The organism is Pseudomonas sp. B392_1p, assembly GCF_052245235.1.
In the GTDB taxonomy this organism is placed as follows: domain Bacteria; phylum Pseudomonadota; class Gammaproteobacteria; order Pseudomonadales; family Pseudomonadaceae; genus Serpens; species Serpens gallinarum.
Map to the genome: position 1 here is coordinate 151098 of NZ_JBQPXM010000006.1, position 23500 is coordinate 174597.

General features: G+C 62.4%; 21 protein-coding genes and 1 pseudogene. 5 read left to right on the forward strand and 17 right to left on the reverse strand.

The window, feature by feature from the left end; all coding sequences use genetic code 11:
* Nucleotides 1-181 precede the first annotated feature (181 nt).
* Together ACTV8E_RS10875 and ACTV8E_RS10880 are read left to right on the forward strand one after the other, a co-directional pair.
* Entirely contained in the window at nt 182-715 is a 534-nt protein-coding gene (locus ACTV8E_RS10875) for a hypothetical protein (protein WP_443199510.1), read from the forward strand.
* A gap of 5 nt (nt 716-720) precedes the next feature.
* Nucleotides 721-1242 carry an ankyrin repeat domain-containing protein gene (locus tag ACTV8E_RS10880; protein ID WP_443199511.1) on the forward strand — a complete coding sequence of 174 codons (522 nt, stop codon included), beginning with the start codon at nt 721-723 and terminating at the stop codon, nt 1240-1242.
* 189 nt (nt 1243-1431) lie between these two features.
* On the opposite strand, the gene ACTV8E_RS10885 is transcribed toward ACTV8E_RS10880, so the two are convergent.
* The 8 genes from ACTV8E_RS10885 to ACTV8E_RS10920 all read right to left on the reverse strand — a co-directional run bounded on the left by ACTV8E_RS10885 (nt 1432) and on the right by ACTV8E_RS10920 (nt 9991).
* Entirely contained in the window at nt 1432-3102 is a 1671-nt protein-coding gene (locus ACTV8E_RS10885; protein WP_443199512.1) for a sulfatase-like hydrolase/transferase, read from the reverse strand.
* A 314-nt stretch (nt 3103-3416) separates the two neighbouring features.
* Complete coding sequence (locus ACTV8E_RS10890) at nt 3417-4373, reverse strand: tRNA dihydrouridine synthase (RefSeq protein WP_443199513.1); 957 nt, start codon at nt 4371-4373, stop codon at nt 3417-3419.
* Nucleotides 4374-4482: 109 nt separating this feature from the next.
* Nucleotides 4483-4917, reverse strand: coding sequence for an acyl-CoA thioesterase (locus ACTV8E_RS10895; RefSeq protein WP_273537242.1), 435 nt, complete (start codon nt 4915-4917; stop codon nt 4483-4485).
* A complete protein-coding gene (locus ACTV8E_RS10900) occupies nt 4914-5564 on the reverse strand; it encodes a bifunctional 4-hydroxy-2-oxoglutarate aldolase/2-dehydro-3-deoxy-phosphogluconate aldolase (RefSeq protein ID WP_251835256.1) in 651 nt (216 codons plus the stop codon). The genes ACTV8E_RS10895 and ACTV8E_RS10900 overlap by 4 nt, the downstream gene beginning before the upstream one ends.
* A 207-nt stretch (nt 5565-5771) precedes the next feature.
* Nucleotides 5772-5981 (reverse strand): cold-shock protein, encoded by a 210-nt coding sequence (locus ACTV8E_RS10905; RefSeq protein ID WP_251835255.1) that lies wholly within the window; start codon nt 5979-5981, stop codon nt 5772-5774.
* A gap of 527 nt (nt 5982-6508) precedes the next feature.
* Entirely contained in the window at nt 6509-8332 is a 1824-nt protein-coding gene (locus ACTV8E_RS10910; protein WP_443199514.1) for a GldG family protein, read from the reverse strand.
* Between the two features lie 4 nt (nt 8333-8336).
* The gene (locus ACTV8E_RS10915) at nt 8337-9071 is read right to left on the reverse strand and encodes an ABC transporter permease subunit (protein ID WP_443199515.1); all 735 of its coding nucleotides are present in this window, start codon (nt 9069-9071) and stop codon (nt 8337-8339) included.
* Nucleotides 9068-9991 (reverse strand): ABC transporter ATP-binding protein, encoded by a 924-nt coding sequence (locus ACTV8E_RS10920; RefSeq protein ID WP_273537233.1) that lies wholly within the window; start codon nt 9989-9991, stop codon nt 9068-9070. Before ACTV8E_RS10920 ends, ACTV8E_RS10915 begins: the two co-directional genes overlap by 4 nt.
* Before the next feature lie 199 nt (nt 9992-10190).
* On the opposite strand from ACTV8E_RS10920, the gene plsB reads away from it, so the two are divergent.
* The gene (gene plsB / locus ACTV8E_RS10925) at nt 10191-12692 is read left to right on the forward strand and encodes a glycerol-3-phosphate 1-O-acyltransferase PlsB (protein ID WP_443199516.1); all 2502 of its coding nucleotides are present in this window, start codon (nt 10191-10193) and stop codon (nt 12690-12692) included.
* A 47-nt stretch (nt 12693-12739) separates the two neighbouring features.
* Here plsB and ACTV8E_RS10930 read toward each other — a convergent pair whose 3' ends face one another.
* The 4 genes and pseudogenes from ACTV8E_RS10930 to ACTV8E_RS10945 all read right to left on the reverse strand — a co-directional run bounded on the left by ACTV8E_RS10930 (nt 12740) and on the right by ACTV8E_RS10945 (nt 15466).
* Complete coding sequence (locus ACTV8E_RS10930; RefSeq protein ID WP_443199517.1) at nt 12740-13327, reverse strand: DUF488 domain-containing protein; 588 nt, start codon at nt 13325-13327, stop codon at nt 12740-12742.
* 1 nt (nt 13328) lies between these two features.
* Entirely contained in the window at nt 13329-13541 is a 213-nt protein-coding gene (locus tag ACTV8E_RS10935) for a hypervirulence associated TUDOR domain-containing protein (protein ID WP_251835370.1), read from the reverse strand.
* Between the two features lie 84 nt (nt 13542-13625).
* Nucleotides 13626-14450 (reverse strand): annotated as a pseudogene (locus ACTV8E_RS10940) (DMT family transporter); the annotation flags it as partial.
* Nucleotides 14451-14608: 158 nt separating this feature from the next.
* The gene (locus tag ACTV8E_RS10945; protein WP_443199518.1) at nt 14609-15466 is read right to left on the reverse strand and encodes an MBL fold metallo-hydrolase; all 858 of its coding nucleotides are present in this window, start codon (nt 15464-15466) and stop codon (nt 14609-14611) included.
* Nucleotides 15467-15666: 200 nt separating this feature from the next.
* On the opposite strand from ACTV8E_RS10945, the gene ACTV8E_RS10950 reads away from it, so the two are divergent.
* Entirely contained in the window at nt 15667-16227 is a 561-nt protein-coding gene (locus tag ACTV8E_RS10950; RefSeq protein ID WP_443199519.1) for a TetR/AcrR family transcriptional regulator, read from the forward strand.
* A 30-nt stretch (nt 16228-16257) separates the two neighbouring features.
* Here the strand turns inward: ACTV8E_RS10950 and ACTV8E_RS10955 are convergent, their stop codons facing one another.
* Both ACTV8E_RS10955 and ACTV8E_RS10960 read right to left on the reverse strand, forming a co-directional pair.
* Complete coding sequence (locus ACTV8E_RS10955) at nt 16258-19335, reverse strand: efflux RND transporter permease subunit (protein WP_443199520.1); 3078 nt, start codon at nt 19333-19335, stop codon at nt 16258-16260.
* Between the two features lie 6 nt (nt 19336-19341).
* Nucleotides 19342-20445, reverse strand: coding sequence for an efflux RND transporter periplasmic adaptor subunit (locus ACTV8E_RS10960; protein ID WP_443199521.1), 1104 nt, complete (start codon nt 20443-20445; stop codon nt 19342-19344).
* A 91-nt stretch (nt 20446-20536) separates the two neighbouring features.
* Here ACTV8E_RS10960 and ACTV8E_RS10965 point away from each other — a divergent pair, with 91 nt between their 5' ends.
* Nucleotides 20537-21172, forward strand: coding sequence for a TetR/AcrR family transcriptional regulator (locus ACTV8E_RS10965; RefSeq protein ID WP_443199522.1), 636 nt, complete (start codon nt 20537-20539; stop codon nt 21170-21172).
* A 49-nt stretch (nt 21173-21221) separates the two neighbouring features.
* Here the strand turns inward: ACTV8E_RS10965 and ACTV8E_RS10970 are convergent, their stop codons facing one another.
* The 3 genes from ACTV8E_RS10970 to ACTV8E_RS10980 all read right to left on the reverse strand — a co-directional run bounded on the left by ACTV8E_RS10970 (nt 21222) and on the right by ACTV8E_RS10980 (nt 23418).
* A complete protein-coding gene (locus ACTV8E_RS10970; protein WP_443199523.1) occupies nt 21222-21848 on the reverse strand; it encodes a helix-turn-helix transcriptional regulator in 627 nt (208 codons plus the stop codon).
* Nucleotides 21849-21899: 51 nt separating this feature from the next.
* Nucleotides 21900-22541, reverse strand: a complete 642-nt coding sequence (locus ACTV8E_RS10975) for a hypothetical protein (protein ID WP_443199524.1) — start codon at nt 22539-22541, stop codon at nt 21900-21902.
* Nucleotides 22542-22632: 91 nt separating this feature from the next.
* Entirely contained in the window at nt 22633-23418 is a 786-nt protein-coding gene (locus ACTV8E_RS10980; protein ID WP_443199525.1) for a class I SAM-dependent methyltransferase, read from the reverse strand.
* Between the last annotated feature and the right edge of the window lie 82 nt (nt 23419-23500).

Genomic DNA, 23500 nt, shown 5'->3' on the forward strand with positions numbered 1-23500 from the left:
GCTTTACCGCTCGGTTTCCCATTCAAATGCGCCTTTTCGGGCGACTTAGGCGACAACGGCCATCAATATGGCATTACACCTCAACGCGCTTCACAACCTGTCCGAGGAGCCGGTCGCCAGGCTCCGCAACAGAGCCCTATGGTTTATCCTGTGCAACCCCTTGATCAGCCAGAGATTTGCCATGCATACCGCACTTGCCGAATTGATTCGCCTTGTCAGCTCGGGCTGCCTGGCCGAGCAGGAGATCCTGCGCATCGCCGATGAGGCCGCCCAGGCCTATGCCGATGCCGATGCGTTTCTGGCCAACAATCCTGACATCAACTATGACGACAGCTTTCCCATCCCGCTGGGCGAGTGGGTAGTGGTTGGCAGCTTACCGGATACCGTGCTGTTCCAGGCCGACACTTATGAAGAGCTGTTTCAGCAAATCCTGAATTCCTTCGGCCCGGATGTGAATTTCGTACTCAAAGCCAAGCAGCTGGCCAAAACCGAACCCCTGAAGGCGCTCAATCGCATTCAGGTGCAGCTCAACGCGTTGTATCCAGAAAAAGGCGGCTATGTTCTGGTGGACTTCAGCGAACCGCTGGATGATGAGCTGCAGGCCGTACTGGTCTACACCTGCGATCTCGAGCGGGTGATGGCCCTGGCCGTGGAGCTGGGCATCTACGCCGCCCCGGCCTATGAAACGCTGCGTGCCGAACAAGCAGAAGGCTGACACTCATGAGCGACCAAGACACACCCAAACCGCTGGACGATGCGACCCTGGCCTTCGCGGAGCAGGTATTCGACAGTGCTCGCAACGGCGATGCCGAACGTCTTGAACACCTGCTCAGCCAGGGCCTGCCTCCCAACTTGCGCAACAGCAAGGGCGACAGTCTGCTGATGCTGGCCAGCTATCACGGCCACGCGGATGCAGTGCGCGTGCTGCTGGCTCACCACGCCGACCCGCAGCTGGCCAATGCCCGCGGGCAAACGCCCTTGGCTGGCGCCGCCTTCAAGGGTGATCTACCCATGATCGAGCTGCTGCTGGCCGGTGGTGCGGACGTTGAGGGCGCCTCGCCTGACGGCAAGACCGCCCTGATGATCGCGGCCATGTTCAATCGCGTGGACATTGTCCGCTGCCTTATCGAGCACGGCGCAGATCCGCACGCCCGCGACGCCAACGGCGCCACACCGCTGGCGGCCGCTATCCTGATGGGCGCCGAAGAGACCCAAGCAATGCTGCGCGCATTGCAAGATTAACCAGGTACTCCAACTCTCACTCGGTGGACTGTCCACTCCACAACCCAGTTGTTGATGCGTCGGAACAAGCTGCTCGCGACCGGGATGATGACGCCCAATCTTCGAGCCTTACCGGCGGCAGGACGCCGATACCCATCACCGCTCAAACCAAGCAATGGGCATCGCTGCGTTAACAAATGCGTATTGCGCCTAGTGCACCTGAGGCACGACCACCTCGTCCAGGTCGATGCGTTTCCAGGTCGGCTTTTCCCCCAGACGCGCATTGAAACGGGCATTGAACGTGAAGTCGTCTTCGGTGTGCACGCTCAAGGGATTGCCATACAGCTGCTGCAGGCCGGGCAAGTCATAATCGAGCAGGTGCAGCAGCGTCGGAAACAGGTTGTAGTGGCTGGAGCGATTCCGGTTGCCCGCCAGTTCAGCTTCCCAATCCAGGGTCTGCAATTCGCGACCCTGCATCACCACCAGCGGAACCAGTCCCTCCTCCACCACGGGGTCGCCGCCGCAATGGGTGTTCAGCCCGGGATTGCCGCGTTCATGCAAATCCTGGCCGTGATCGGAGGTATAGAGCACCACCGTCTTGCTCAGATCGGCCCGCGAGAACAGCCGCGCAAAGAATTCGCCGACATTCCACAGCAAGGTGTTCTTGTAGGCGTTGCGGTAGCGCTGCCAGTCTGCGGCGCTGCCGTCGAACCCGTCACGCTCGCCGGTATCGGTGATATGGGTATAGCGTCCGCGAGGCAGCGCCGGCTGATAGCGCATGAAGGAGTCGGGATATTTGTCGTGGACCGGGAAATGCGCTCCGACCTTGTTGATGATCACCAGTGACGGAATCGCGTTATCCAGCACCTCGACCAGCTTGTCGACCACTGCCATGTCGCGGTCACGCACGGCAACATCCTCGAACTGGATGAACAGGTCGATCTCACGCTGCTCGTCGCGGGTCATCAGGTTCTGCAGATGGCCACCGGTGCGCTGGGCATCGATGTAGACGGTACGCATACCGGCGTTGCGGGCGTACTGCCAGATCGACGGCATGGTGGTATTGATGCGCAAGTAGTCATCGCGAGTACCGCCGTAACGCAGGGTGACATTGGTGTCGGCGCTACAGTTGGCAATGGCGGCCGCATAGCCATAGTTGTAGATGGCCACGCCCTCGGGCGAACGTTTCAGCCCACTGTACACGCCGTGCTCGGAGTTGATGTCGAGGTAATGTCCGGACACGCTTTCATCGATGATCAGCACGATGTTGTAGTCGATATCCTTGCCGCCCCGCGCCAGGGTAACTGGCTGACGCGGCCCCACCGTGTTCTGCAGCGCCTCATAGGTGTACAGATTGAGGTAGGTCAGCGGCGTGAACATCATCGGCAGCCCGCGGGCGCCTTCACCACCCCGCATGAACAGGATCGCCGAAAGCAGCAGCACTCCGGCAATCGGCGCGCCGGCACTCAACCAGAGCGGAACACGCGTGGCAGGTGTGGGCTTGAGGCCAATCCCCAGCAACAGCAACAGCCCACTCCCCACTGCGGGGAGGATGCTGGAACTGAACTGCTGCAAGGCATCGCCGATGAAGGCCTGGGAATGCAACAGGGAAACGAAGCCGCTGTAGGTCAGATAATCAGCGGTGATTTGTCGATGGGCTTCGAAGAATACCGCAGCGAGAAAAAATGCCAGAGTATACGTATAACGCAGCATGCGCGGCCGGATGAAGGCACCGAGCAGCAAGGCCGCGAACAGTACTGCAAATACACTGAGGTAAAGCACGCTCCCCAGCCCCCACCCCATCGCCTCCAAGCGTTCCAGGTAATAATCGTAGGCGGAGAGCAAATAAAGAATGATCAGGCCGATTTTGAGGTGAGCCATGTTGCTTTTTTCCCTGCCAGACAAGCCCGTCTCTTCCGCACCTCGGGACGAGGGCAGTTTTAGAAATGGTGACGAGCCCAGTTAAACCCACGGTCTTTGCGGCGCGCGCAAACGTCAGCCACGACACCCAGGCGCACAGAGAAAACACAATTTGCATCCATGCAAGCAGGGGCGACTCCTTCGTAACGCGAATGTCACCTTAGCAGGCTATTTTGAAGCGCAACGTTGCGCCGATGAAATGCGCACAAACGTTGGCATGGGTCGGGGGTATGAGGACTGGCAAGATGGCACCGGTTTTGTTGACCGGCAAACGCTTACGCCTGGCCTGCAGGCATTCCGAACAGTGCATCGATGCGCGCGCAGTCATTTTCACGACGCAGTACGGCAAACATCTCCACAGCCTCGGGGTAGCTGCGCGTGAGCATGGCCAGCCATTGCTTGAGCCGGCCCGGCGCATAGCGGGGTGACAGCTTATGACGTGCGCGAATCCAGAAATCGTGCAGCAGCGGCTGCAGTTCGTGCCAGCTCATTTCCACCACTGGCTGGCCGGCCCGCGCGGCGGCGATCTGCCTGGCCAGATCCGGACGCGAGACCAGGCCGCGGCCCAGCATGACGTCGTCAACACCGCTGATTTCCCGACAACGGCGCCAGTCTTCCAGGCTCCACACATCGCCATTGGCGAACACCGGCACCGCCACGACGTCTTGCACCCGTGCCACCCACTCCCAGTGGGCTGGCGGCTTGTAGCCATCCCGTTTGGTCCGTGCGTGCACCACGATCTGCGCCGCGCCGCCTTCGGCCAGGGCTCGCGCGCAATCCAGCGCACCGTCGGGGCTGTCGAAACCCAGGCGCATTTTCGCCGTCACCGGAATCGCTGCGGGTACTGCGCGGCGTACTCCACGCAGAATGGCGTGCAGCAACTCCGGCTCGTCCAGCAGCACCGCGCCGCCGCGTGACTTGTTGACTGTCTTGGCCGGGCAGCCGAAGTTCAAGTCGATCACTGGCGCACCCAGTTCACAAGCAAAGGCTGCGTTGTCGGCCAAACAGGCCGGATCGGAACCGAGTAACTGCAGGCGCATCGGCGTACCCGCTGACGTGCGCGAGCCTTGCTTCAACTCCGGAGCCAGCTTGTGGAAATGCGTGGCCGGCAACAGCCGATCGCTGACCCGGATGAACTCGGTCACGCACCAGTCGATGCCACCGACACGGGTCAGCATGTCGCGGAGGATATCGTCGACCAGTCCCTCCATGGGCGCCAGGGCGATTTGCATGGGCAATCTCGTAGAAAGGGGGGCGTAGTGTAAGGAAGCCGCGGCAAGGCGCAACTGCGCCAACCCCGATCGGGCGCAGCCTGTCGCGGGCGAATGCGTGGAAGGATCTTCAGCCTGCGTGCAACGCCTGCCCGTATCCCTCGACGAACTCCACCGGCATACGCTTGGGTTTGCCGCTGGAGAGTTCGATGCACACGAAGGTGGTCTGGGCCCGCAGCAACGTACTGGCATCGTCCGCACGAATCAGTTGGAAGCGCCGCAGCATCTTCAGCTTGTGGTCGGATTCCACGATCCAGGTACCGATCCGCAGGCGCTCGCCTTCATAAGCACTGGCCAGGTAATCGATCTCATGGCGCACCACGGCCATGGCGCGGTCCAGGCGACGGTACTCCACCAGATCCAGGCCCAGACTCTGCGAATGCTGCCAGGCGCAACGCTCCATCCAGCTCACGTACACCGCGTTGTTGGCATGCCCCAGTCCATCGATATCCTGGGCGCCCACCTCGATATCGACAATGAACGGCTTGTCCAGATCCCAGTTCACGAGTGCTGCTCCAGGCTGCGCGCCAGTTCACACGCCTCGCGGGCCAGCTGGGTGATCTGGTCCCAGGCGCGGGCACGCACCAGGTTGGCTGGCGCGATCCAGGTACCGCCGACGCAGGCAACATTGGGCAGACTGAGAAAACTCAGCAGGTTGTCCACATTGATGCCACCGGTGGGGCAGAAACGGATGCCGGTGAAGGGGCCCCTGAGGCTCTTGAGCATTTTCACGCTGGCACTCCCATTGGCCGGAAACAATTTCAGGGAGCGATGACCGAACTCCAGCGCCATCAGCACCTCGGAGGGCGTCAGCACACCGGGCAAATACGGCAGTTGAGCATCCAGGGCGGCCATCGCCAGACGCTCTGTGCACCCCGGGCTGACTGCGAATTGTGCCCCGGCATCACGGGCTTCGAGGAACTGTGCGGCATGAATCAGGGTACCGGCGCCGACCAGCAGGTCGGGCAGCGCCTGGCGAATACTGGTCACCGCCTCCAGGGCCCGCGGCGTGCGCAGCGTCACTTCCAGCACACGAACTCCACCGGCATGCAGCGCCTGAGCAAGCTCCACCGCACTTGCCGCATCCTCGATGACCAATACCGGCAGAACCGGACGGGCCTGCTGCAAAATCGCTTCCATTGTCAGGCTCATGGCACGCCTTACCCCGTATGACTGTTAAAAACGCAAGTCTCGTCGTCAGGCAATCCACTCACGACCTGCGCATCATCGCAAATACCTCTGCGACCTCGCCACCCGGAGCGGGACTATCCGACATCGCGCGTCCCGGACAACCACGGAGGCTTTTTCGCGCCCATAAAAAAACCCGTCACGACGGACGGGTTTTTTCCGCATGAAACATTAGAGCGTGGAGACGTCTTCAGCTTGCAGGCCTTTTTGGCCCTGAATCACCGCAAACTCGACCTGCTGGCCTTCCAGCAAGGTGCGGTGGCCCTCGCCGCGAATCGCCCGGTAGTGGACGAAAACGTCCGCACCGCTTTCGCGTTGAATGAATCCATAGCCCTTGGCGTCATTGAACCACTTGACGGTGCCCAACTCACGATCAGCCATTACTGCATCTCCAACTCATTTTTATTAGACCGCTCCCCTTATGGCGAGGAGCCTGGACAGTTGTCGCCCAACTCAGGTTGAGCCGCAGTGGGCATGATGATGGCCAGGGACAACTGTCCGCGGAGTATAAAGCAACCATCCGGGCTGAAAAGGGGGCTTTTTTGTCGCGTCTATAAATCTCAATGAATTCCGGGAATTGCAGATACTTATTGATACGTTTGGCGAGGATGCTCGGATTTCGCAGCAACAGCCGCCTCCCGCTGGAAGGCTGCTGGTCCAGGTCGTCACAAGTAACGGCGGATCGCCGATGTCGCAGCTGGCGCAAGGCGGCGTCGCTCGTCGCAGGCGGGTGGGCTGAATAGCCGATGCTCGACGAGCACCCCGCCGGCGGAGTATCCCGATGCGGCGGGCTGCCCGGGTAGCTGAGCATGTCCGTCCCAAGTCGTTGCAACGGGCGAGGCCGCGCTATGAATTCCGCGCCCGCATGGCCCGCGCCGGGCATGCAGACACAGCTGAACCGCTGCCCGTCAGGCGCGTCGCCGTCGGATAAGCCAGAGCACCAGCACGCCGAGCGTCAGCAGCAAAGGCACCAGGGCGATATTGATGAACTTCAGGCTGCGGCCCAGGGCTTCGATATCGGCATTGAGCTGGTAATTCACCTCGCGCAGCTCCTTGCGGATTTTCAGCTTTTCCTGAAGGAACTGTTGCAGGGTGGCCTGCTGCTCAGGGGTCAACTCCAGCGTCTGCTCAGGGTCATTGGGCTGCAACTCGGCCAGCTTCTGCTCGGCCACCGCCAGGCGCTGCTGCAACTGCTGCTCCTTGATACGGAAGCGATTTTTGGCCTCGCGCTGCAAGCGATCCACCACGGTGAAGGGTCGGTCGAAACGACCGCGGGAACGCACGCTGATCAGGGCCTCGGAGCCGGCCAGGTTGTCCAGCGCATTGATGGCAAAGCCCGCGTTGTCGGCAAACGGCTGCGGGATGCGCTGCCCGAAGAAATCCTGTACCTGCACCCACATGCGGTCGCTGAGCACGTCGGTATCGGCGACTACCAGCAGGTTGATGTTGGCCGCCTGCTTCAGGCCATCTTTCTGCCCTTCGATGCCATTGGGAAACGCGCTCTGCGCCGGGCCACTGATCCGTGCGGCCAGGGCATAGCGCTCGCCGGTGGGCTGCAGCTCGCGAATCAGCGACTCGGGGTTGTCGAGCATGGCCAGGCGCTGCACATCCACCGGCTGGGACTGATTGGAGCTGCGGATGATCGGCAAGAACGTGGTCTTGGCATCCTCCAGCGGTTCCAGTACGCCGGCGCTGGCCATGATCAGCGTTTCCAGATTGGCGGTGCTGACATCCTCCTGATCCAGCGCCTCAGCCGGCAGACTCAGCCAGGCCGCGTGGCGCACCGGACGCTGCCCCGCCCCCAGGCTCACCGGCAAGGCATAGGCGCCATCCAGCAGCACCTGGTCCGACAGCATGCGCAGGCCCCAGGCCTGAAACAAGGTGTCGAGGTTGGACGACTTGTCCAAATCGCCAGGCAGACCCATGCCCATGTCGGCTTCGCTGAAGGGGTCGACAAAGGCCAGCAACTTGCCGCCGCGCAGCACGAACTGGTCGATGGCGAAGAGCGTCTGTTCCGGTAGCTGTTTCGGATGGACCAGCAGCAGCACCGACACCTCTTCAGGAATCTGATCGACATCCGTCTGCAGGCTTTCGATACGGAACAGCTGGCGGATCTCGTCGATGATCATCCACGGCGGGCTGGGCTGGCGGGCCAGCATGTCGAAGCCGCCGCTGAGCGGCAGCCCGGACAATACCCCAACCACCGGCAACTGCGGATTGGCCAGGCTGTTGACCAGGCGGCTGATTTCGTACTCGAGGAACTCTTCCTGATCCAGCGGGAAGAACGGAATCACCTGCCGGTCGCCCTGGGCATTACTGCCGGCCAGGCCAAAGTAGATGCGCTCGCCGCCGGCGCGCAGCGGCACTGCCTGCAAGCCGTACTCGGCGGCCTGGTCTTCACGCTCCGAGAACGGCTCGGGATCGATCACCTGCAGCGTGAGCTTGCCATCGGCGGCGCGCACATAGGTCTTGAGCAATTCCTCAACCCGGCGCGCGTAGTTGCGCAGCGCCACCAGATCCTGGGTGGCCGCGTCCGAGTAAAACAACTGCAGGGTCAATGGCTCGTCCAGCCCAGCCAGAATCCGCTCGGTGCCTTCGGACAGGGTGTAGAGCTTCTGCTCGGTGAGGTCCAGCCGGGCATTGCTCAGGGTCAGCCCGGAAATCAGGTTGAAGGTCAGGAATGCCACGGCGATAAGCAGCAGTCCGGCACCGGAATACAGCAGTCTTTTCATGGGTTCAGTCCGCCTTCTTCAGATCAACCACCACGGCGGTGGCGGCCAGCCAGGCCACGATAAAGCTGAGGAAATACAGCAGGTCGCGCAGGTCGATGACGCCCTTGCTGATCGCCTCGAAGCGAATCAGGAAACTCAGCGAGGCCACCGCATCGATCATGCCCTGCGGAGCCCAGGCGCTGAAGGCGTCGATCACCATGGGAAAGCCGCTGACGATGAACAAGAAGCACAGGCTGACCGTGAGCATGAAGGCAATCACCTGATTGCGCGCCAGCGCCGACATGCACGAGCCGACCGCCAGATAGGCGCCGGCCAGCAGCCAGCTGCCCAGGTACCCGGTAAGGATCGCGCCGTTGTCCGGCTCGCCCAGGTAGTTGACCGTGAGCACCATCGGGAAGGTCAATAGCAGTGCCAGACCGGCAAACACCCAGGCGGCGAGAAACTTGCCGGCCACTGCTTCGGCGCGGGTGATCGGCAATGTCATCAGCAGTTCCAGGGTGCCGGACTTGCGCTCCTCGGCCCACAAACGCATGGCGATGGCGGGCACCAGGAACAGGTACAACCAGGGGTGGAAGGCGAAGAAACTCCCCAGATCGGCCTGTCCGCGCTCAAAAAAACCACCCAGATAGAAGGTGAACACCCCGGTCAGCACCAGGAAAATCATTAGGAAAATATAAGCCAGCGGCGTGGCGAAGTAGCTCGCCAGCTCGCGCTTGAAGATCACCGGCAACTGCTTCATGCCGCCTCCCCTCGGGTCAGATTGCGAAACACTTCATCGAGGCGACCGCGCTCCACATCCAGCTCGCGAATGGCCCAGCCGCGTGCGCGAATCAGCTCGTTGACGTGAGGGAAAATCACCGCGCCCGGCTCAGCCAGCACGGTCAGGCTCTGTTCGCGCCGGTTGTGTTCAAGGCCGGCAACTCCCGGCAAGGCCCGTAGCGCGGCTTCGTCCAGCGGCTCTTCGCTCACCAGGGTCACAGCCTGGTGATAGCGCGAACGTCGTTCCAGCTCCAGAGGCGTGGCATCGACCACCAGCTTGCCGTGGGCAATCACTACGGTACGGCTGCACAACGCGCCGACTTCTTCGAGGATATGCGTGGAGATGATGACGATCTTGTCCTCGGCCAGGCCCTGGATCAACTGGCGCACCTGATGCTTCTGGTTGGGGTCCAGGCCGTCGGTGGGCTCATCGAGAATCAGCACCCGGGGGTCATGGAGAATCGCCTGGGCCAGGCCGACACGGCGCTTGAACCCCTTGGACAGGGTGTCGATGTTCTGGCCCAGCACCGTGGCCAGTTCCAGCTGTTCCACCGCACGGGCCACGCGCCGTTCTTTTTCCGCGCCGCGAAAGCCGCGGATTTCTGCCATGAAGTTGAGAAACCCGCGCACGCGCATGTCGCCGTAGCAGGGCGCGCCTTCTGGCAAATAGCCAATCAGGCGTTGCGCCTTGAGGGTCTGGGTCTGGATATCGAAGCCATGAATGCTGGCCGTGCCCGACGTCGGGGCGAGGAAGCCGGTGAGCATCTTCATGGTCGTCGACTTGCCGGCGCCGTTTGGGCCGAGAAAGCCCAGCACTTCACCCGGGCGAATATCAAATGACAAATCATCTACCGCCGTGTGCCGGCTGAAGCGTTTGGTCAGGTTTCTTATTTCAATCATGGAGTCCCATCCTCCGATCACTGCCCAGCCCCGTAACCAGGCTGGGAATTCAACGCCGCGGGACTATAAAAGCTCGCTTCAAACCATTGCAAGGCACGTCAAGGCGTCAATTCTTTCCGCGTTTTGCCGCTTTTCCCTCCCCCAGCGATGCGGCACACTAGCGCTCCCGAGCAATTGCTCGTTTTATTCGACCTGACGTATGACCCGCACACCCCTTCACCGTCTTGTTTTCGGTAGCCTGCGTCGCCTGCTGTATCTGTGGGTTCGTTCGGAAACCATCAGCCAGTCCGCCGCCACTCTTGACCTTGATCGCAGCAAACCCGTTTTCTACGTGCTGCAGAAGCCGTCGCTCAGCGATCTGGCGGTGGTCGACCATGAATGCGCCAAGGCCGGTCTGCCGCGTCCGGTGGTCCAGGTGTCGATGGAAAGCCACCAAGAACCGTCAGCCTTCTTCTTCCTCGATGCGCCGACAGGATGGTTGGGGCGCCGCGACAAGCGCATCATTTCCCCGACGCTGGCGCGTCTGGTCACCGCCGTTAACCAAAATGCCCTGGCGGAAGCGCAGATCGTGCCGGTTAGTGTGTACTGGGGACAGTCGCCAGCCCGCGAGACCAGCCCCTGGAAACTGCTGTTCGCCGACAGCTGGGCGGTCACCGGGCGGCTGCGCAAGCTGCTGGCAATCCTGTTCCTCGGTCGCAAGACCCGCGTGCAGTTCGCCGCGCCGATCCAGCTGCGTGAGCTGGTCAATCAAGGCAAGGGACCGGAACGCACCCAGCGCATGGCCCACCGCATTCTGCGTGTGCACTTCCGCAACCAGAAGGCCGCCGTCATCGGCCCGGACGTGTCGCACCGGCGCAACCTGGTCAAGGGCCTGGTGCATGCGCCCGCCGTGCGCCAGGCAACTCTCGACGAAGCCGAAAGAGAGAAATTCTCCGTCGACAAGGCCGAAGCCCGCGCCCTGCGCTACGGCAACGAGATCGCCTCGGACTATACCTACACGGCGATCCGCTTCCTCGAACTGGTTCTGTCCTGGTTCTGGAACAAGATCTATGACGGTGTAAAGGTCAACCACATCGAGCAGGTGCAGGAGATCGCACGCGGTCACGAGGTCATCTATGTGCCGTGCCACCGCAGCCACATCGACTACCTGCTGCTCTCCTACCTGCTGTTCACCCACGGGCTGACACCGCCGCACATCGCAGCCGGCATCAACCTGAATATGCCGGTGATCGGCGGCCTGCTGCGCCGTGGTGGCGCGTTCTTCATGCGCCGCACATTCAAGGGCAATCCGCTGTACACCGCGGTGTTCAACGAATACCTGCATACCCTGTTCAGCCGCGGCTTCCCGGTCGAGTATTTCGTCGAAGGCGGCCGCTCGCGCACCGGGCGCACTCTGCAGCCGAAGACCGGCATGCTGGCCATTACCCTGCGCAGCTACCTGCGCTCGCACCGCCTGCCTGTCGTCTTCGTGCCGGTGTACATCGGCTACGAGCGCGTATTGGAAGGCCGCACCTACCTGGGCGAACTGCGCGGCGCCAGCAAAAAGAAGGAATCCATTGGCGACCTGTTCAAAGTGATTGGCGCATTGCGCCAGCGCTTCGGCCAGGTCGCGGTGAACTTCGGCGAGCCCATCAGGCTGGCCGATTTCCTCGAACAGCAGCAGCCCGGTTGGCGCCAGCAGGATCTGGGCCCGGACTTTCGTCCCGAGTGGCTGACCGCCGCCACCAACCAGCTCGGCACCACAGTCGCCCGCCACCTCAACGAAGCGGCGGCGATCAACCCGGTCAACCTGGTGGCCATGGTCATGCTCTCCACCAGCAAGCTGGCCATTGATGATCGCGGCCTGGCCAGCGTCCTCGACCGCTACCTGGCGCTGCTGCGCCGGGTGCCCTACTCGCCGCACACCACCCTGCCGGAGGGCGATGGCCAACAGCTGACCGCCCATGTGCTGGACATGAAGTTCATCGCCAGCCAGCAGGACGCGCTGGGCAAGATCCTCTATCTGGATGAGCAGAACGCCGTCCTGATGACCTACTACCGCAACAACGTGCTGCACGTGTTCGCGCTGCCGTCGCTGCTGGCCAGCTTCTTCCAGAACAGTGGGCGCATCAGTCGCGAACAGATCCTGCGCTACGTGACTGCGCTGTACCCGTACCTGCAGGCCGAACTGTTCATTCGCTATGAGCTGAATGAGCTGGAGGCGGTGGTCGACGAGTGGATGAACGCCTTCGTGGAACAGGGCCTGCTGCGCCGTGAGGACGATGTCTTCATTCGCCCGGCGCCCAGCTCAGGCGAGTTCGTGCTACTCACCCTGTTGTCGCGCGCCATCGTGCAGACCTTGCAGCGCTTCTACATGACCGTGGCGCTGATCCTCGATCATCCGCAGTACGGTTTGGACGCTGAAGAACTGGAAAGCCTGTGCACGGTCATGGCCCAGCGCCTGTCTATCCTGCACGGTCTGAACGCCCCGGAATTCTTCGACAAGAGCCTGTTCCGCAACTTCATCAGCGCCCTGCTGAGCCAGGGCGTGTTGCGCCGCAACGAGCTTGGCCGGCTCAGCCACTCGCCCAAGCTGGCCGAACTGGTGGAAGGCGCGGCCAAGCGTGTGCTGCCCACCGAAGTGCGCCTGTCGATCCGTCAGGTCACGTTGAAACGGCAACCCAGCCCTCAACCCGACTCGGAAAACGCCATCCAGGCGTAGGTCTCACCAAGGAGCTGGCAACCTAACAGGCTGCCAGCGCTGAGGCTTCACCATTCCAGGCTGATCTGACTCCCGCTGCCGGGCGGCTTTTCGCCCAGCGGCTCGCCCTGTCCCTCGGCATAACTCAGCCGACCTCCCACCAGCCGCGCCGGTGAGGTGTAAGGGTGAACAAGCACATGGGATTCGTCCTGAATATGCAGCACCTCGATGCCGCGCAGCTTGAGCACGTCGGAAATCAGGGAACGGTGGCAGCGCCACCAGAGCAGCTCGGCACACATCAGCGTGGTGCGCTTGTGGCTAGCCAGCCCGAGCATCCGCACCAGCCCCGCGGCGAATTCATCGCTGTGCAGATGATCGGCATAACCACGAAACGAGCTGTTGCGCCACGCAGTATTGACCGTATCCGGCAACGGGCGGCGACGCCCGCCCAGCTCCGGTATCCAGTGGTAATCGATGCCCTGTTCGGCAAGGCCAGCGCGCAGGGCCGCTTCGCCGAACTGCGGCAAACGCCGCGAACCGGGAAAACGCCGCACATCGGCGACGGCCTCGATCCGGTTATGCCTGAGCAACGCAACCAATTCCTGCAGTGATCGCGTCGAGTGGCCGATGGTCCAGACAGTATGCGGATCAGCCATGTCAGTCGATCTTCTTCAGCGCGCTTCCCTTGTGCATGGCGACATGGTCAGTCTTGTCGCTCTTGATCTCGTACTGCGGCTCCTCCTCGCTGGCGTGGCGCGGATGGCCCTTGTACTCGGTGTCGCGGGTATGCACCTTGGTGATCTTGCCGCTGACCCGCCCAGCCTCGGAGTTCCAGCTGACGTGATCGCCGACGTTGAACTTCTGAGTCATGACCATCCTCCATCGTGAATGACGACGTTCGTCATGCTGTGACAGGCATACGGTCAGCAAGTTGAGCTGTGTGCTGCGTTCAGGCCTCGCTCGGAGCATGAGCGCGATCCCTCCAAGCACGGCCAATGCCGTCAGCGCCAGGCGCAAGGACAGCGCTTCATCCAGCAGAAGACTGCCGCCAAGCGCCGCCAGGATCGGTACGCTGAGCTGCACGGTCCCGGCCTGCACCGCCGTCAGTCCGCGCAATGCGCTGTACCAGATGGCATAGCAGACACCCGAGGTCAGGGCGCCCGATACGACGGCATAGAACACGCCCATACCGCTCCAGCGCACTTCGGCAACCTGCAGCAGGCTGAGCCCCAGGGCCAATGGCGCGGCGAGCAGGAAATTACCCGCGGTCACCGCCAATGGGTCGGCGGTGTTCCCTGCGCGCAACGAATATAGCGCCCAGGCCAGCCCGGATATCGCCATCAGCAGGGCACCGAGCAGATCGGGCGCACTGGCGCCTGGCAACAACAGCGCCAGCAGACCGCAGACCGCCAGCAAGAATCCCACTCCCTGCCAGCGGTTTAAACGCTCACCCCGCCGCCAGCCCGCCACGACCATGCCGACCTGGACCGCACCGAACAGCAACAACGCGCCGGTTCCCGTATCCAGGCGCAGGTAGGCAAAGGAGAATGCCGCGGCATACAGGAACAAGGCCAATGCCGAAAGCCAGTTGCCGGCCAAACGGCGCTGCCCCAGGCGCACCAGCAGCCAGAGCGTCAGCGCGCCGAATAGCAGCCGCAGACTGGTGAAGGTGGCCGCATCCAGCGCACCCTCCTTGAGCGCCAGGCGGCACAACAGCGAATTGCCGGCGAACCCCAGCATGGCCAACAGGGTGAGCAGTAGAATGCGGGGCGCCGGCATGAGGTTTATTCCATGAGGTGGCGGCCACATATACACCCGATCGGCAGCCCATGGTTAGAGGTCCAGCACGGTGCGGCGCTTTCGGCCCATCGGCCCAGGCGCTGGCGGCAAATGGGCGGTGATCCTGCTGTTGCGCAGCATGTCCAGGCCAAAGGTGCCTATTTGACGTTGATCCTGGTCGAATCGTGGCCCCTCTCACTTATGGAAGCATGGCTGCGCAATACCGGCGAATGCGCGCCAGGCGTCGCCTCAACGCGGCTCGCATAGGATTGCACCCAGCCGGGATAGAACCCCGAGGCCGCAAGCTCTTGCCAACCCTGCGTGTGGATGCCGTCCGGTTGGGCGCTCGGCTTTTCGGGCTGGCCGAGCGTATCTCCTCTGAAAAAGTAGCGGGTACCGTCGGAAAGCGTCAGGAACAGGCCGAGCGCACCATGCTGGGTCAATGGCACCACGATCAGGCTGCCATCTCCGAATAGATCGAGGCTGTGCGCGAATCCACCGATGGGATTCGCCTCGAAGCGCAGCGGCTGCCAGCGTACCGAATGAGCAAACTGACTGGGCAGGACGGCCGGTGGTGTGGCGATCTGGCTGTAGCGAATCCCTTCAGCGCTGGCCAACACCTGCACATCGGGAAAGTCCGCCAGGCCCGACGCGTGCTCCCAGCAGGCGCAACCCAGCAGGATGCGATCGATTTCCAGACCGTCACGCTCCAACTGATCCCGCACCGCCACGACCCGGCTATAACGCTTGATTCGCCAAGGCACCTCAGCATCGACCTGAGCGTCGATATGCCGACCCAGACCGGTGCCGAACAGCAGTCGAGAACCCTGATGTTCAATCAGGAGCGCCACGTGGAGCACGGGTTCGGGGCGCTCCCAGGCACCGTTACGCCAGGAATATTCGCCCCGGTTTTGGGATTGCGCCGTCTTGATCAGACTGAAGCGCAGCTCATCGGCCGCCTCCACGCGTGCAGCCAGACTAAGCAGTACCAGAGTAACGATCTTCGCCACGTTCATGTCATGACTCCTCTCAGGACGATCGGCCACTTTCTGGTTGCATGACGCCTCAAGCAGTGCCGCCAGGGTGCGTGGTCTGTTTGCACGACTGGATAATAGACAGACCTGTCTGTACACTTCAAGCGCAATATGGGCCACAGAGACGATTGGTTGGAGCAGTCCTCTCACTTCCGCATAATGGCCGATCCGAGGAGGTAGTTATGGCAACGAACAAACGCGACCAGCTGATCGAAACGGCAGAACGGCTTTTCTATCGCGAGGGCTATCACGCCACGGGAATCGACCGGATCCTGGCGGAATCCGGCGCGGCCAAGATGACGTTGTACAAGCATTTCAAATCCAAGGAAGAACTGATCCTTGCAGTGCTGGAAAGACGTCACCAGCTCATGTTCGAGCGGCTGCGCGAACGCGCGAACAAGCTGCCCCCGCGCGAGGCACTCTTGGCTGTGTTCGATGGTTTGCACACCATGATTCATGGAAGCGAGCAGTACTGCGGCTGCCTGTTCGTCAATGCCGCGGCGGAATACCACGACAACGAACATTCCATTCACCGGCGCTCGTCAGCCAACAAGGCGGAGCTGCAGGCCTATCTGCGCGAGCTGCTGGAACGACTTGCCGCCCCACAGCCGCAGCAACTTGCGCGCCAGCTGCAATATCTGCTCGAAGGCGCGCTCAGCATGGCCCACCTCGAAGGTCCTGGCGAACAGGCGCGAGACGCCAAGGATGCCGCGCAGGTGCTACTCAAGGGAGCCGGTATCTGAGTTGACAGGTATCGTCCCCGGGCCAGGCGCTCAATTCCTCACAGTTTCGTCCTCACGAACGCGAAACCAGGCCGCATACAGCGCCGGCAGGAACAGCAGCGTCAGTGCCGTGGCGACGATCAGCCCGCCCATGATGGCCACCGCCATCGGCCCGAAGAACACGCTGCGCGACAAGGGGATCATGGCCAGCACCGCCGCCATGGCGGTGAGCACGATGGGGCGGAACCGTCGCACCGTGGCGTCGATGATTGCCGTCCAGCGCTCATGGCCGGCGGCGATGTCCTGCTCGATCTGATCCACCAGGATCACCGAGTTGCGCATGATCATCCCCGACAGTGCGATGGTGCCCAGCATGGCGACGAAACCAAACGGTTGCTGGAAGATCAGCAGGAACAGCGTCACGCCGATCAACCCCAGCGGCGCGGTGAGAAACACCATGATCGAGCGCGAGAAACTGCGCAGTTGCAGCATCAAAAGGCTCATGACCACCACCACGAACAGCGGCATGCCGGCCATCACCGATCGCTGACCACGCGCGGAGTCCTCCACGGTGCCGCCCACCTCGAAGAGGTAGCCATCCGGCAGCTTGGCGCGCAGCTCGGCCAGGTGGGGCAGGATCTCCTGCACCAGCGTGGCCGGCTGTTCGGCACCGTAGATGTCGGCGCGCACGGTTACCGTCGGCAAACGGTCGCGGTGCCAGATGATGCCTTCCTCGAAACCGTACTCCAGAGTCGCCACCTGCGACAGCGGCACACTCCTGCCGCTGTCGGTAGGCACCGCCAGGCTTGGCAGCAACGTCAGGCTCTGGCGATCCTCCAGGGTGCCGCGCAGCAGGATTTCGATCAGCTCGTTGTCCTCACGGAACTGGCTGACCCGCGAGCCGCTCAGGGCACTTTGCAAAAAGCGCGACAGCGACGCGGTATTCACCCCGAGAGCGCGAGCGCGCTCCTGGTCCAGCTCCAGGCGGATCACCTTGCTGGGTTCTTCCCAGTCCAGGTGCACATTGGTCACATGGGCGTTCTGGCGTACTACGCCGGCCACTTCGCGGGCGAGGTCGCGCACCTCGTCGATATGCTCGCCACTGACCCGAAACTGCAGCGGATAGCCCACCGGCGGACCGTTTTCCAGGCGCGACACACGCGTGCGCAAGGTCGGAAACTCTTCGTTGACGGTATCGATCAGCCAGCTACGCAGCGCTTCGCGATCCTCGATGGAGCTGGCCAGCACGACGAACTGGGCGAAGCTGGTGGCCGGCAGTTGCTGATCCAGCGGCAGGTAGAAGCGCGGCGAGCCGCTGCCGATATACGCGGTGTAATTTTCCAGGCCGGGTTGCTTGGCGAGTAAGGCTTCCAGGCGGCGCACTTCATGCTCGGTAGCCCGCAGCGAAGCGCCCTCGGCAAGCTTGATATCCACCATCAGTTCCTGGCGCGCCGAAGGTGGGAAGAACTGCTGGGGCACCAGGCGGAACAGCAGCACCGAGCCGAAAAACGCTGCGAGGGTCAGGACGAGCACGGTCTTGCGGCGCCGTACGCACCAGGTGATCAGCCGGCGCACGCGCTTGTAGAATGCCGTGGCATAGGGGTCATGGGCGGCGGCGCCGCCATGCTTGGCGGCGTGCTGCTTGGCCAGGTCCGGCAGCAGGCGGTTGCCCAGGTAGGGCACGAACACCACTGCGGCGATCCACGACACCAGCAGGGCAATGGTCACCACCTCGAAGATCGAGCGGGTGTACTCGCCGGTGCTGGACTGCGCGGTGGCAATCGGCAGGAAGCCTGCCGCGGTGATCAGCGTGCCGGTGAGCATCGGAAAGGCCGTGCTGGTCCAAGCGAAACTGGCCGCCTTGAGGCGGTCGTAACCCTGTTCCATCTTGATGGCCATCATCTCCACCGCGATGATCGCGTCGTCCACCATCAGGCCCAGCGCCAGCACCAGCGCGCCGAGGGAGATCTTGTGCAGGCCGATGCCCAGGTAGTACATGGCCGCAAAAGTCATCGCCAGTACCAGCGGAATGGACAGCGCCACCACCATGCCCGTGCGCAGGCCCAGGGAGAAAAAGCTCACCAGCAGGACGATGATCACCGCCTCGGTCAGCACCTGAATGAATTCGCCCACGCCGGTTTTCACCGCCGCCGGCTGATCCGACACCTTGCTCAGTTGCATCCCGGCGGGCAGGCTTTGCTGCAGGCGGCTGAACTCGGTTTCCAGCGCCTCGCCGAGCACCAGGATATTGCCGCCCTCGCGCATCGACACCGCCAGGCCAATGGCATCCTCGCCCATGAAGCGCATGCGCGGCGCTGGCGGATCGCTGAAACCACGACGCACCTCGGCCACATCGCCCAGGTTGAAGGTGCGATCGCCCACGCGAATGGGGAACGCGCGGATCTGCTCGACGGTTTCAAAGCGCCCGCTGACGCGCAGCTGGATACGGTCGGTCTGGGTTTCGAAGTAGCCGGCGGCCGCCACGGCGTTCTGCGCCTCCAGCGCCTGCTGCACGGCAGCCAGTGGCAGGCCAAGAGTGGCCAGTTTGGTATTGGACAGCTCGATCCAGATCTTCTCGTCCTGCAAGCCGAGCAGTTCGACCTTGCCGACATCCTTGACACGCTGCAGCTGCAACTGGATGCGGTCGGCGTAATCCTTGAGCACCGCGTAATCGAAACCGTCGCCGGTCAGTGCATAGATATTGCCGAAGGTGGTGCCGAATTCGTCATTGAAAAAGGGGCCGATCGCCCCCGGTGGCAGGGTGTGGCGAATGTCGCCAATCTTCTTGCGCACCTGATAGAACAGCTCGGGAATCTCATCCGAATGCATGGAGTCGCGGGCCAGGAAGGTCACCTGGGATTCGCCCGGCCGCGAGAAGGACACGATGCGCTCGTAGGCGCCGGTTTCCATCAGCTTCTTCTCGATGCGCTCGGTGACCTGGCGCGAGACTTCTTCGGCACTGGCGCCCGGCCACTGGGTCTGGATGACCATGGCCTTGAAGGTGAACGGCGGATCTTCGCTCTGGCCCAGCTGGGTGTAGGACAGCGCACCGACCACCCCCAGCAAGAGCATGAGATAGAGCACGATGGAGCGATTCTGCAACGCCCAGGCAGACAAGTTAAATTTCATCCGGACCTACTCCCCAGCCGCCAGCTCGACAAGCCGGTTGTCGCGGTCCACTGGGCGCACCTTCTGTCCTTCGCGCAGCACATGCACGCCGGCAGCCACCACCCATTCATGTTCCCGCAGGCCTTCAAGAACCGGCACCTGACGTTCGCCGTAGGCACCCAGGCGCACCGGGCGACGCTCCAGGGTTGCCGTCTTCGGAGCTACCACCCACACAAAAGGCTGTCCGCCTTCGGCCGAGATCGCCGACAGCGGCACCGCCAGCGGCACGTCTTCAGCATTGCGAATGAACACCCGGGCGCTCTGGCCCAGATCGGCCGGTACGTCGGCATCCTGAAAGGCGACCCGTGCGGCAAAGGTGCGCGACTGCGGATCGGCGGCCGGTGACAGTTCGCGAATGCGTCCCGGATAACGCTGCTGCAGATGCGACCAGAGCTGTACGGTGACGTCCTGGCCGATGCGGTAGCGGTCCAGCGCCTGCTCCGGCAGGCTGATCACCACTTCCCGCTCGCCATCGGCAGCCAGGGTAAACACCGTCTGTCCGGCTGCGACGACCTGACCGACCTCGATGCGCCGTGTGGCGATCACGCCATCTTCCGACGCGCGCAACACCGCATAGGTTGCCTGGTTGCGTGCCACGTCGTACTGGGCCTGAACCTGCTTGAGTTGCGCCGCGGCGGAGCGGTAGCTGTTTTCGGCATTGTCGAAATGCGAGCGACTGACCAGTTGCCGCTCCAGCAGCGTGCGATACCGGTCACGCTCGGCGCTGGCCAGCTGCAGATTGGCCTCGGCGGCGGCCACCTGGGCGCGTACCGCTTCAAGCTGCAAGCGCACGTCCTGCGGGTCCAGCTCAGCCAGCGGCTGGTCCTTCTTCACCCGCTCGCCGACATCCACCAGGCGCTTGGCCACTTTGCCACCGATTCGAAAGGCCAGCTCCGGCTCCAGCCGCGCACGAACCTCGCCGGCAAAGGTGTCCAGCGACGCGCCGGCCGGCTGCGGCTGCACCACCATTGCCGGACGCGGTGGCGCCTCCACCTCTTGACCATTGCCGCATGCGCCTAGCAGGACGATTAAAGAGACAGGCAGAGCGAGAGACAGAACATGACGAAACATGATGGTGACCTTTCGCGCAGAGGCGTATTGGAATAATTGTACTGACGGGTATAGTAAAAACAGTCACCCCAACCGTCCAGTACGAGAACGCATGTCTGAGCACGCTTTACCCAATCAGGGCCCGGGTCGTCCTAAAGACCCGGCAAAACGCCAGGCCATCCTCGAAGCGGCCAAGTCGTTATTCCTGCGCCACGGCTATGAGGGCAGCAGCATGGACGCCATCGCCCGTGAGGCCGGCGTCTCCAAACTCACCGTTTATAGCCACTTCACCGACAAGGACACGCTGTTTTGCGCGGCGGTGGAAGCCAAGTGCGAGGAGCAGCTACCGCAGCTGTTCACCGAACCGAGCACTGCCGAACCCATCGATGCCCACCTTGTGGCCATTGGCCGCGCCTTTCACGCGCTAATCAGCAGCGAAGAATCCCTGGCCATGCATCGCTTGATGTTTACCCTGGCCAAGCCCAACCCTCAGCTCGTCCAGCTTTTTTACGCCGCCGGGCCGCAGCGCATCCTCGACAAGATGGAGCGCGTCATGCATCAGGCCGACCAGGCCGGCACACTGCGCATCCCCAACCCACAGGCCGCCGCCGAACATTTTTGCTCGCTGCTCAAAGGCGGCCACAATTTTCGCCAGCTGATCGGCTGCGCCACTTGCCAGGGCAACGAGGAAGCCGAGCGGCATGTGCGCGAGGTGGTGGGGTTATTTATCAGGGCCTACAGCGTCTGAGGTGCAAGCAAAACAGCGTAGTAGCGGCTTCAGACCGGCTGACATTCCGTCACGGCTCGTCATCGGGGGTGCTGCGCAACCGGAAGCGGCAGACCTGCCCGCCGCGCAGCATGCACTCCAGATGCTCCACCTCTGCCTGGCCCAAGGTGCCAATCAATGCCAGATCAAGCTCGCAGACTTCCGGATGGGCATTGGCCAATTGGTGGAACACGCAGTTGTGCGCGACGATTTCCGGCTCTCCCGCACTGCGAAAGAACACCTCAGCCTCGTAACCGGCCTGGTTCATATGGCCGACGATTCGCTCCTCGCTGACCGCCTGCTGCTCCAGATTGCTGGCGAGCCGTTTACCCAGGCTGCGCAATACAGCAATCAGCCCCTCTCGCCCCAGAACTTGGGCAACCTCGCCTATCAGCAGGCTCGCCAATAGCCGATATTGCCGCGGAAACAGCTCCTGGCCAGCCGTGCTGAGCACATACAACTGCTCGGGCCGTCGTCCGGTCGGCCGGGTGCCGCCACGGTGAATCAGTCCGTCGCGCTCCAGCGCAGCCAGATGCTGGCGCACTGCGGTCCGCGTCACCACCAATTGCTGGGCCAACGCCTCGATGCTCATGCCTGACGGCTGATACAGTAGAGCGCTCAGCAGATCCTGCTGCGTACGCCCCAACCCCTGGAACATGTATCACCCCGCGGAGTGGAGGGAAGGCGCCGCAACGCCCTCCCCGACCGGTTAGAACTTATCCGGGAACTGCTTGACCAATGCCGCATTCAAGGTGTCGCCCAGCACCAACATATGTTCACGCATGGCTTGCCAGGTTCTGGCTTCGCCGGCGTAGTCGTTTTTCGCCAATTGGTCGATCTGTGCGATATGGTGCCCGCCATGGGCATTGAGCATGGCTACCAGGGTGTTTTCTGGCAGATTCGGATTGGCCGAAGCCAGGAACACCGCGATGGCCTTGGCGTTACTGGTCAGCTCAGCGACTGCGGCATCCTTCCCAGCTTCATTCTTCGCAACCACGGCATCGCTGTACTGCTTGACCGCCCCCCAATGCCCGGCCAACAGGTCGAGCAGCTGGTCGGCGGCCGGCTGGCCGTATAGCGGCGCGATGCTGTTGGCGATAGCCGTGGCATTGGCCACGACTTCAGTAGTTGCGACCTTGGCTGCTGCCGCCTCGCCGGCCTGGTTGGCAATCACATAATTGCGCACCCAGAACACGTGCTCGACCCACAGATCACGCAACGCCAGTCGTGTAGAAAGAGCTGCGGAATCGGCTACTGCGGGTGCGGTATGAGCTTGCCCCGTATCCGCATAACTCCAAGCCGGTTGAAGCAACAATCCGCACAGCAGCAAAAGTAGAGTCTTGGTATTCATGACGGTACCCTCGTATGGATGGCCCCCATGAAACCAATTTAAGCATAAAAAAATGCCGTTATTGCAATGCAGCCATTGCGCGACCAGCGTCTCACTCGCTGCGCTGAGGCTGCAGCGTTTTCAGCGGGTAGATGTCATAGCGGCTGGACTTGCCCTCCAGGCTGTAGCCGGGCTTGGGGCCGTCGATAATCGGTGCCTTGCGTGGGCGTTTGACCACCACGCGGTGGGAGGCCAGCGCCAGCGCGGCGGCCAGCAGCGCCGGCGCGTCCAGGTCGTCGCCGACAAAGGGGCGGAACAGGCGCATTTCCTTTTTCACCAGCGCGCTCTTGTCGCGGTGCGGAAACATCGGGTCGAGGTAAATCACCTGCGGGGGTTCACCCTGCCAATTCTGCATCCGCTCAATGGCGTTGCCTTGGTGCAGTTGCATGCGCGCCGCAATCGAGGCCACGTCCGGATCACCCAACGCCCGTTGCAGGCCGTCTTCAAGCAGCGCAGCGATCAGCGGCTGGCGCTCGATCAATTGCAACTCACAGCCCAGCGAGGCCAGCACGAAGGCGTCACGCCCCAGCCCGGCGGTGGCATCGAGTACCCGTGGACGCACGCGGCTCTGCACGCCGACCGCCTTGGCAATCATCTGCCCGCTGCCGCCACCAAACAATCGCCGGTGGGCCACTGCGCCCTCGACAAAGTCCACCCGCACCGGCCCCGGTGCCTTGGGCCCCAGCTCTGCCAGTTGCAAACCTTGCTCACCCTGTTGCAGGGCATATTCTGCCTCGCCGCCCAATGTCAGACCCAGCCGTTCGGCCCAGCGCTGGGCCGCCTCGGCAAAGCGGGGCTCAAGGGGTTCGACGCGAATGGTGGGTAGAGACACGGACATTGAAGGGACTCACAACGGATGACCGGAAAACGGCGCGCATTGTGCCAGAGGCGCAGCCACTGCGCTGCCTGAAGCACGGCGG

Bases quoted from the DNA above. Each gene is read 5' to 3' on its own strand.
- ACTV8E_RS10950 (WP_443199519.1), top strand. From the start codon at position 15,667: ATGGCAACGAACAAACGCGACCAGCTGATCGAAACGGCAGAACGGCTT.
- ACTV8E_RS10930 (WP_443199517.1), bottom strand. From the start codon at position 13,327: ATGGCTGATCCGCATACTGTCTGGACCATCGGCCACTCGACGCGATCA.
- plsB (WP_443199516.1), top strand. From the start codon at position 10,191: ATGACCCGCACACCCCTTCACCGTCTTGTTTTCGGTAGCCTGCGTCGC.
- ACTV8E_RS10890 (WP_443199513.1), bottom strand. From the start codon at position 4,373: ATGCAAATCGCCCTGGCGCCCATGGAGGGACTGGTCGACGATATCCTC.
- ACTV8E_RS10965 (WP_443199522.1), top strand. From the start codon at position 20,537: ATGTCTGAGCACGCTTTACCCAATCAGGGCCCGGGTCGTCCTAAAGAC.
- ACTV8E_RS10945 (WP_443199518.1), bottom strand. From the start codon at position 15,466: ATGAACGTGGCGAAGATCGTTACTCTGGTACTGCTTAGTCTGGCTGCA.
- ACTV8E_RS10875 (WP_443199510.1), top strand. From the start codon at position 182: ATGCATACCGCACTTGCCGAATTGATTCGCCTTGTCAGCTCGGGCTGC.
- ACTV8E_RS10980 (WP_443199525.1), bottom strand. From the start codon at position 23,418: ATGTCCGTGTCTCTACCCACCATTCGCGTCGAACCCCTTGAGCCCCGC.
- ACTV8E_RS10910 (WP_443199514.1), bottom strand. From the start codon at position 8,332: ATGAAAAGACTGCTGTATTCCGGTGCCGGACTGCTGCTTATCGCCGTG.
- ACTV8E_RS10880 (WP_443199511.1), top strand. From the start codon at position 721: ATGAGCGACCAAGACACACCCAAACCGCTGGACGATGCGACCCTGGCC.
- ACTV8E_RS10915 (WP_443199515.1), bottom strand. From the start codon at position 9,071: ATGAAGCAGTTGCCGGTGATCTTCAAGCGCGAGCTGGCGAGCTACTTC.
- ACTV8E_RS10905 (WP_251835255.1), bottom strand. From the start codon at position 5,981: ATGGCTGATCGTGAGTTGGGCACCGTCAAGTGGTTCAATGACGCCAAG.
- ACTV8E_RS10900 (WP_251835256.1), bottom strand. From the start codon at position 5,564: ATGAGCCTGACAATGGAAGCGATTTTGCAGCAGGCCCGTCCGGTTCTG.
- ACTV8E_RS10960 (WP_443199521.1), bottom strand. From the start codon at position 20,445: ATGTTTCGTCATGTTCTGTCTCTCGCTCTGCCTGTCTCTTTAATCGTC.
- ACTV8E_RS10970 (WP_443199523.1), bottom strand. From the start codon at position 21,848: ATGTTCCAGGGGTTGGGGCGTACGCAGCAGGATCTGCTGAGCGCTCTA.
- ACTV8E_RS10920 (WP_273537233.1), bottom strand. From the start codon at position 9,991: ATGATTGAAATAAGAAACCTGACCAAACGCTTCAGCCGGCACACGGCG.
- ACTV8E_RS10955 (WP_443199520.1), bottom strand. From the start codon at position 19,335: ATGAAATTTAACTTGTCTGCCTGGGCGTTGCAGAATCGCTCCATCGTG.
- ACTV8E_RS10975 (WP_443199524.1), bottom strand. From the start codon at position 22,541: ATGAATACCAAGACTCTACTTTTGCTGCTGTGCGGATTGTTGCTTCAA.
- ACTV8E_RS10935 (WP_251835370.1), bottom strand. From the start codon at position 13,541: ATGACTCAGAAGTTCAACGTCGGCGATCACGTCAGCTGGAACTCCGAG.
- ACTV8E_RS10885 (WP_443199512.1), bottom strand. From the start codon at position 3,102: ATGGCTCACCTCAAAATCGGCCTGATCATTCTTTATTTGCTCTCCGCC.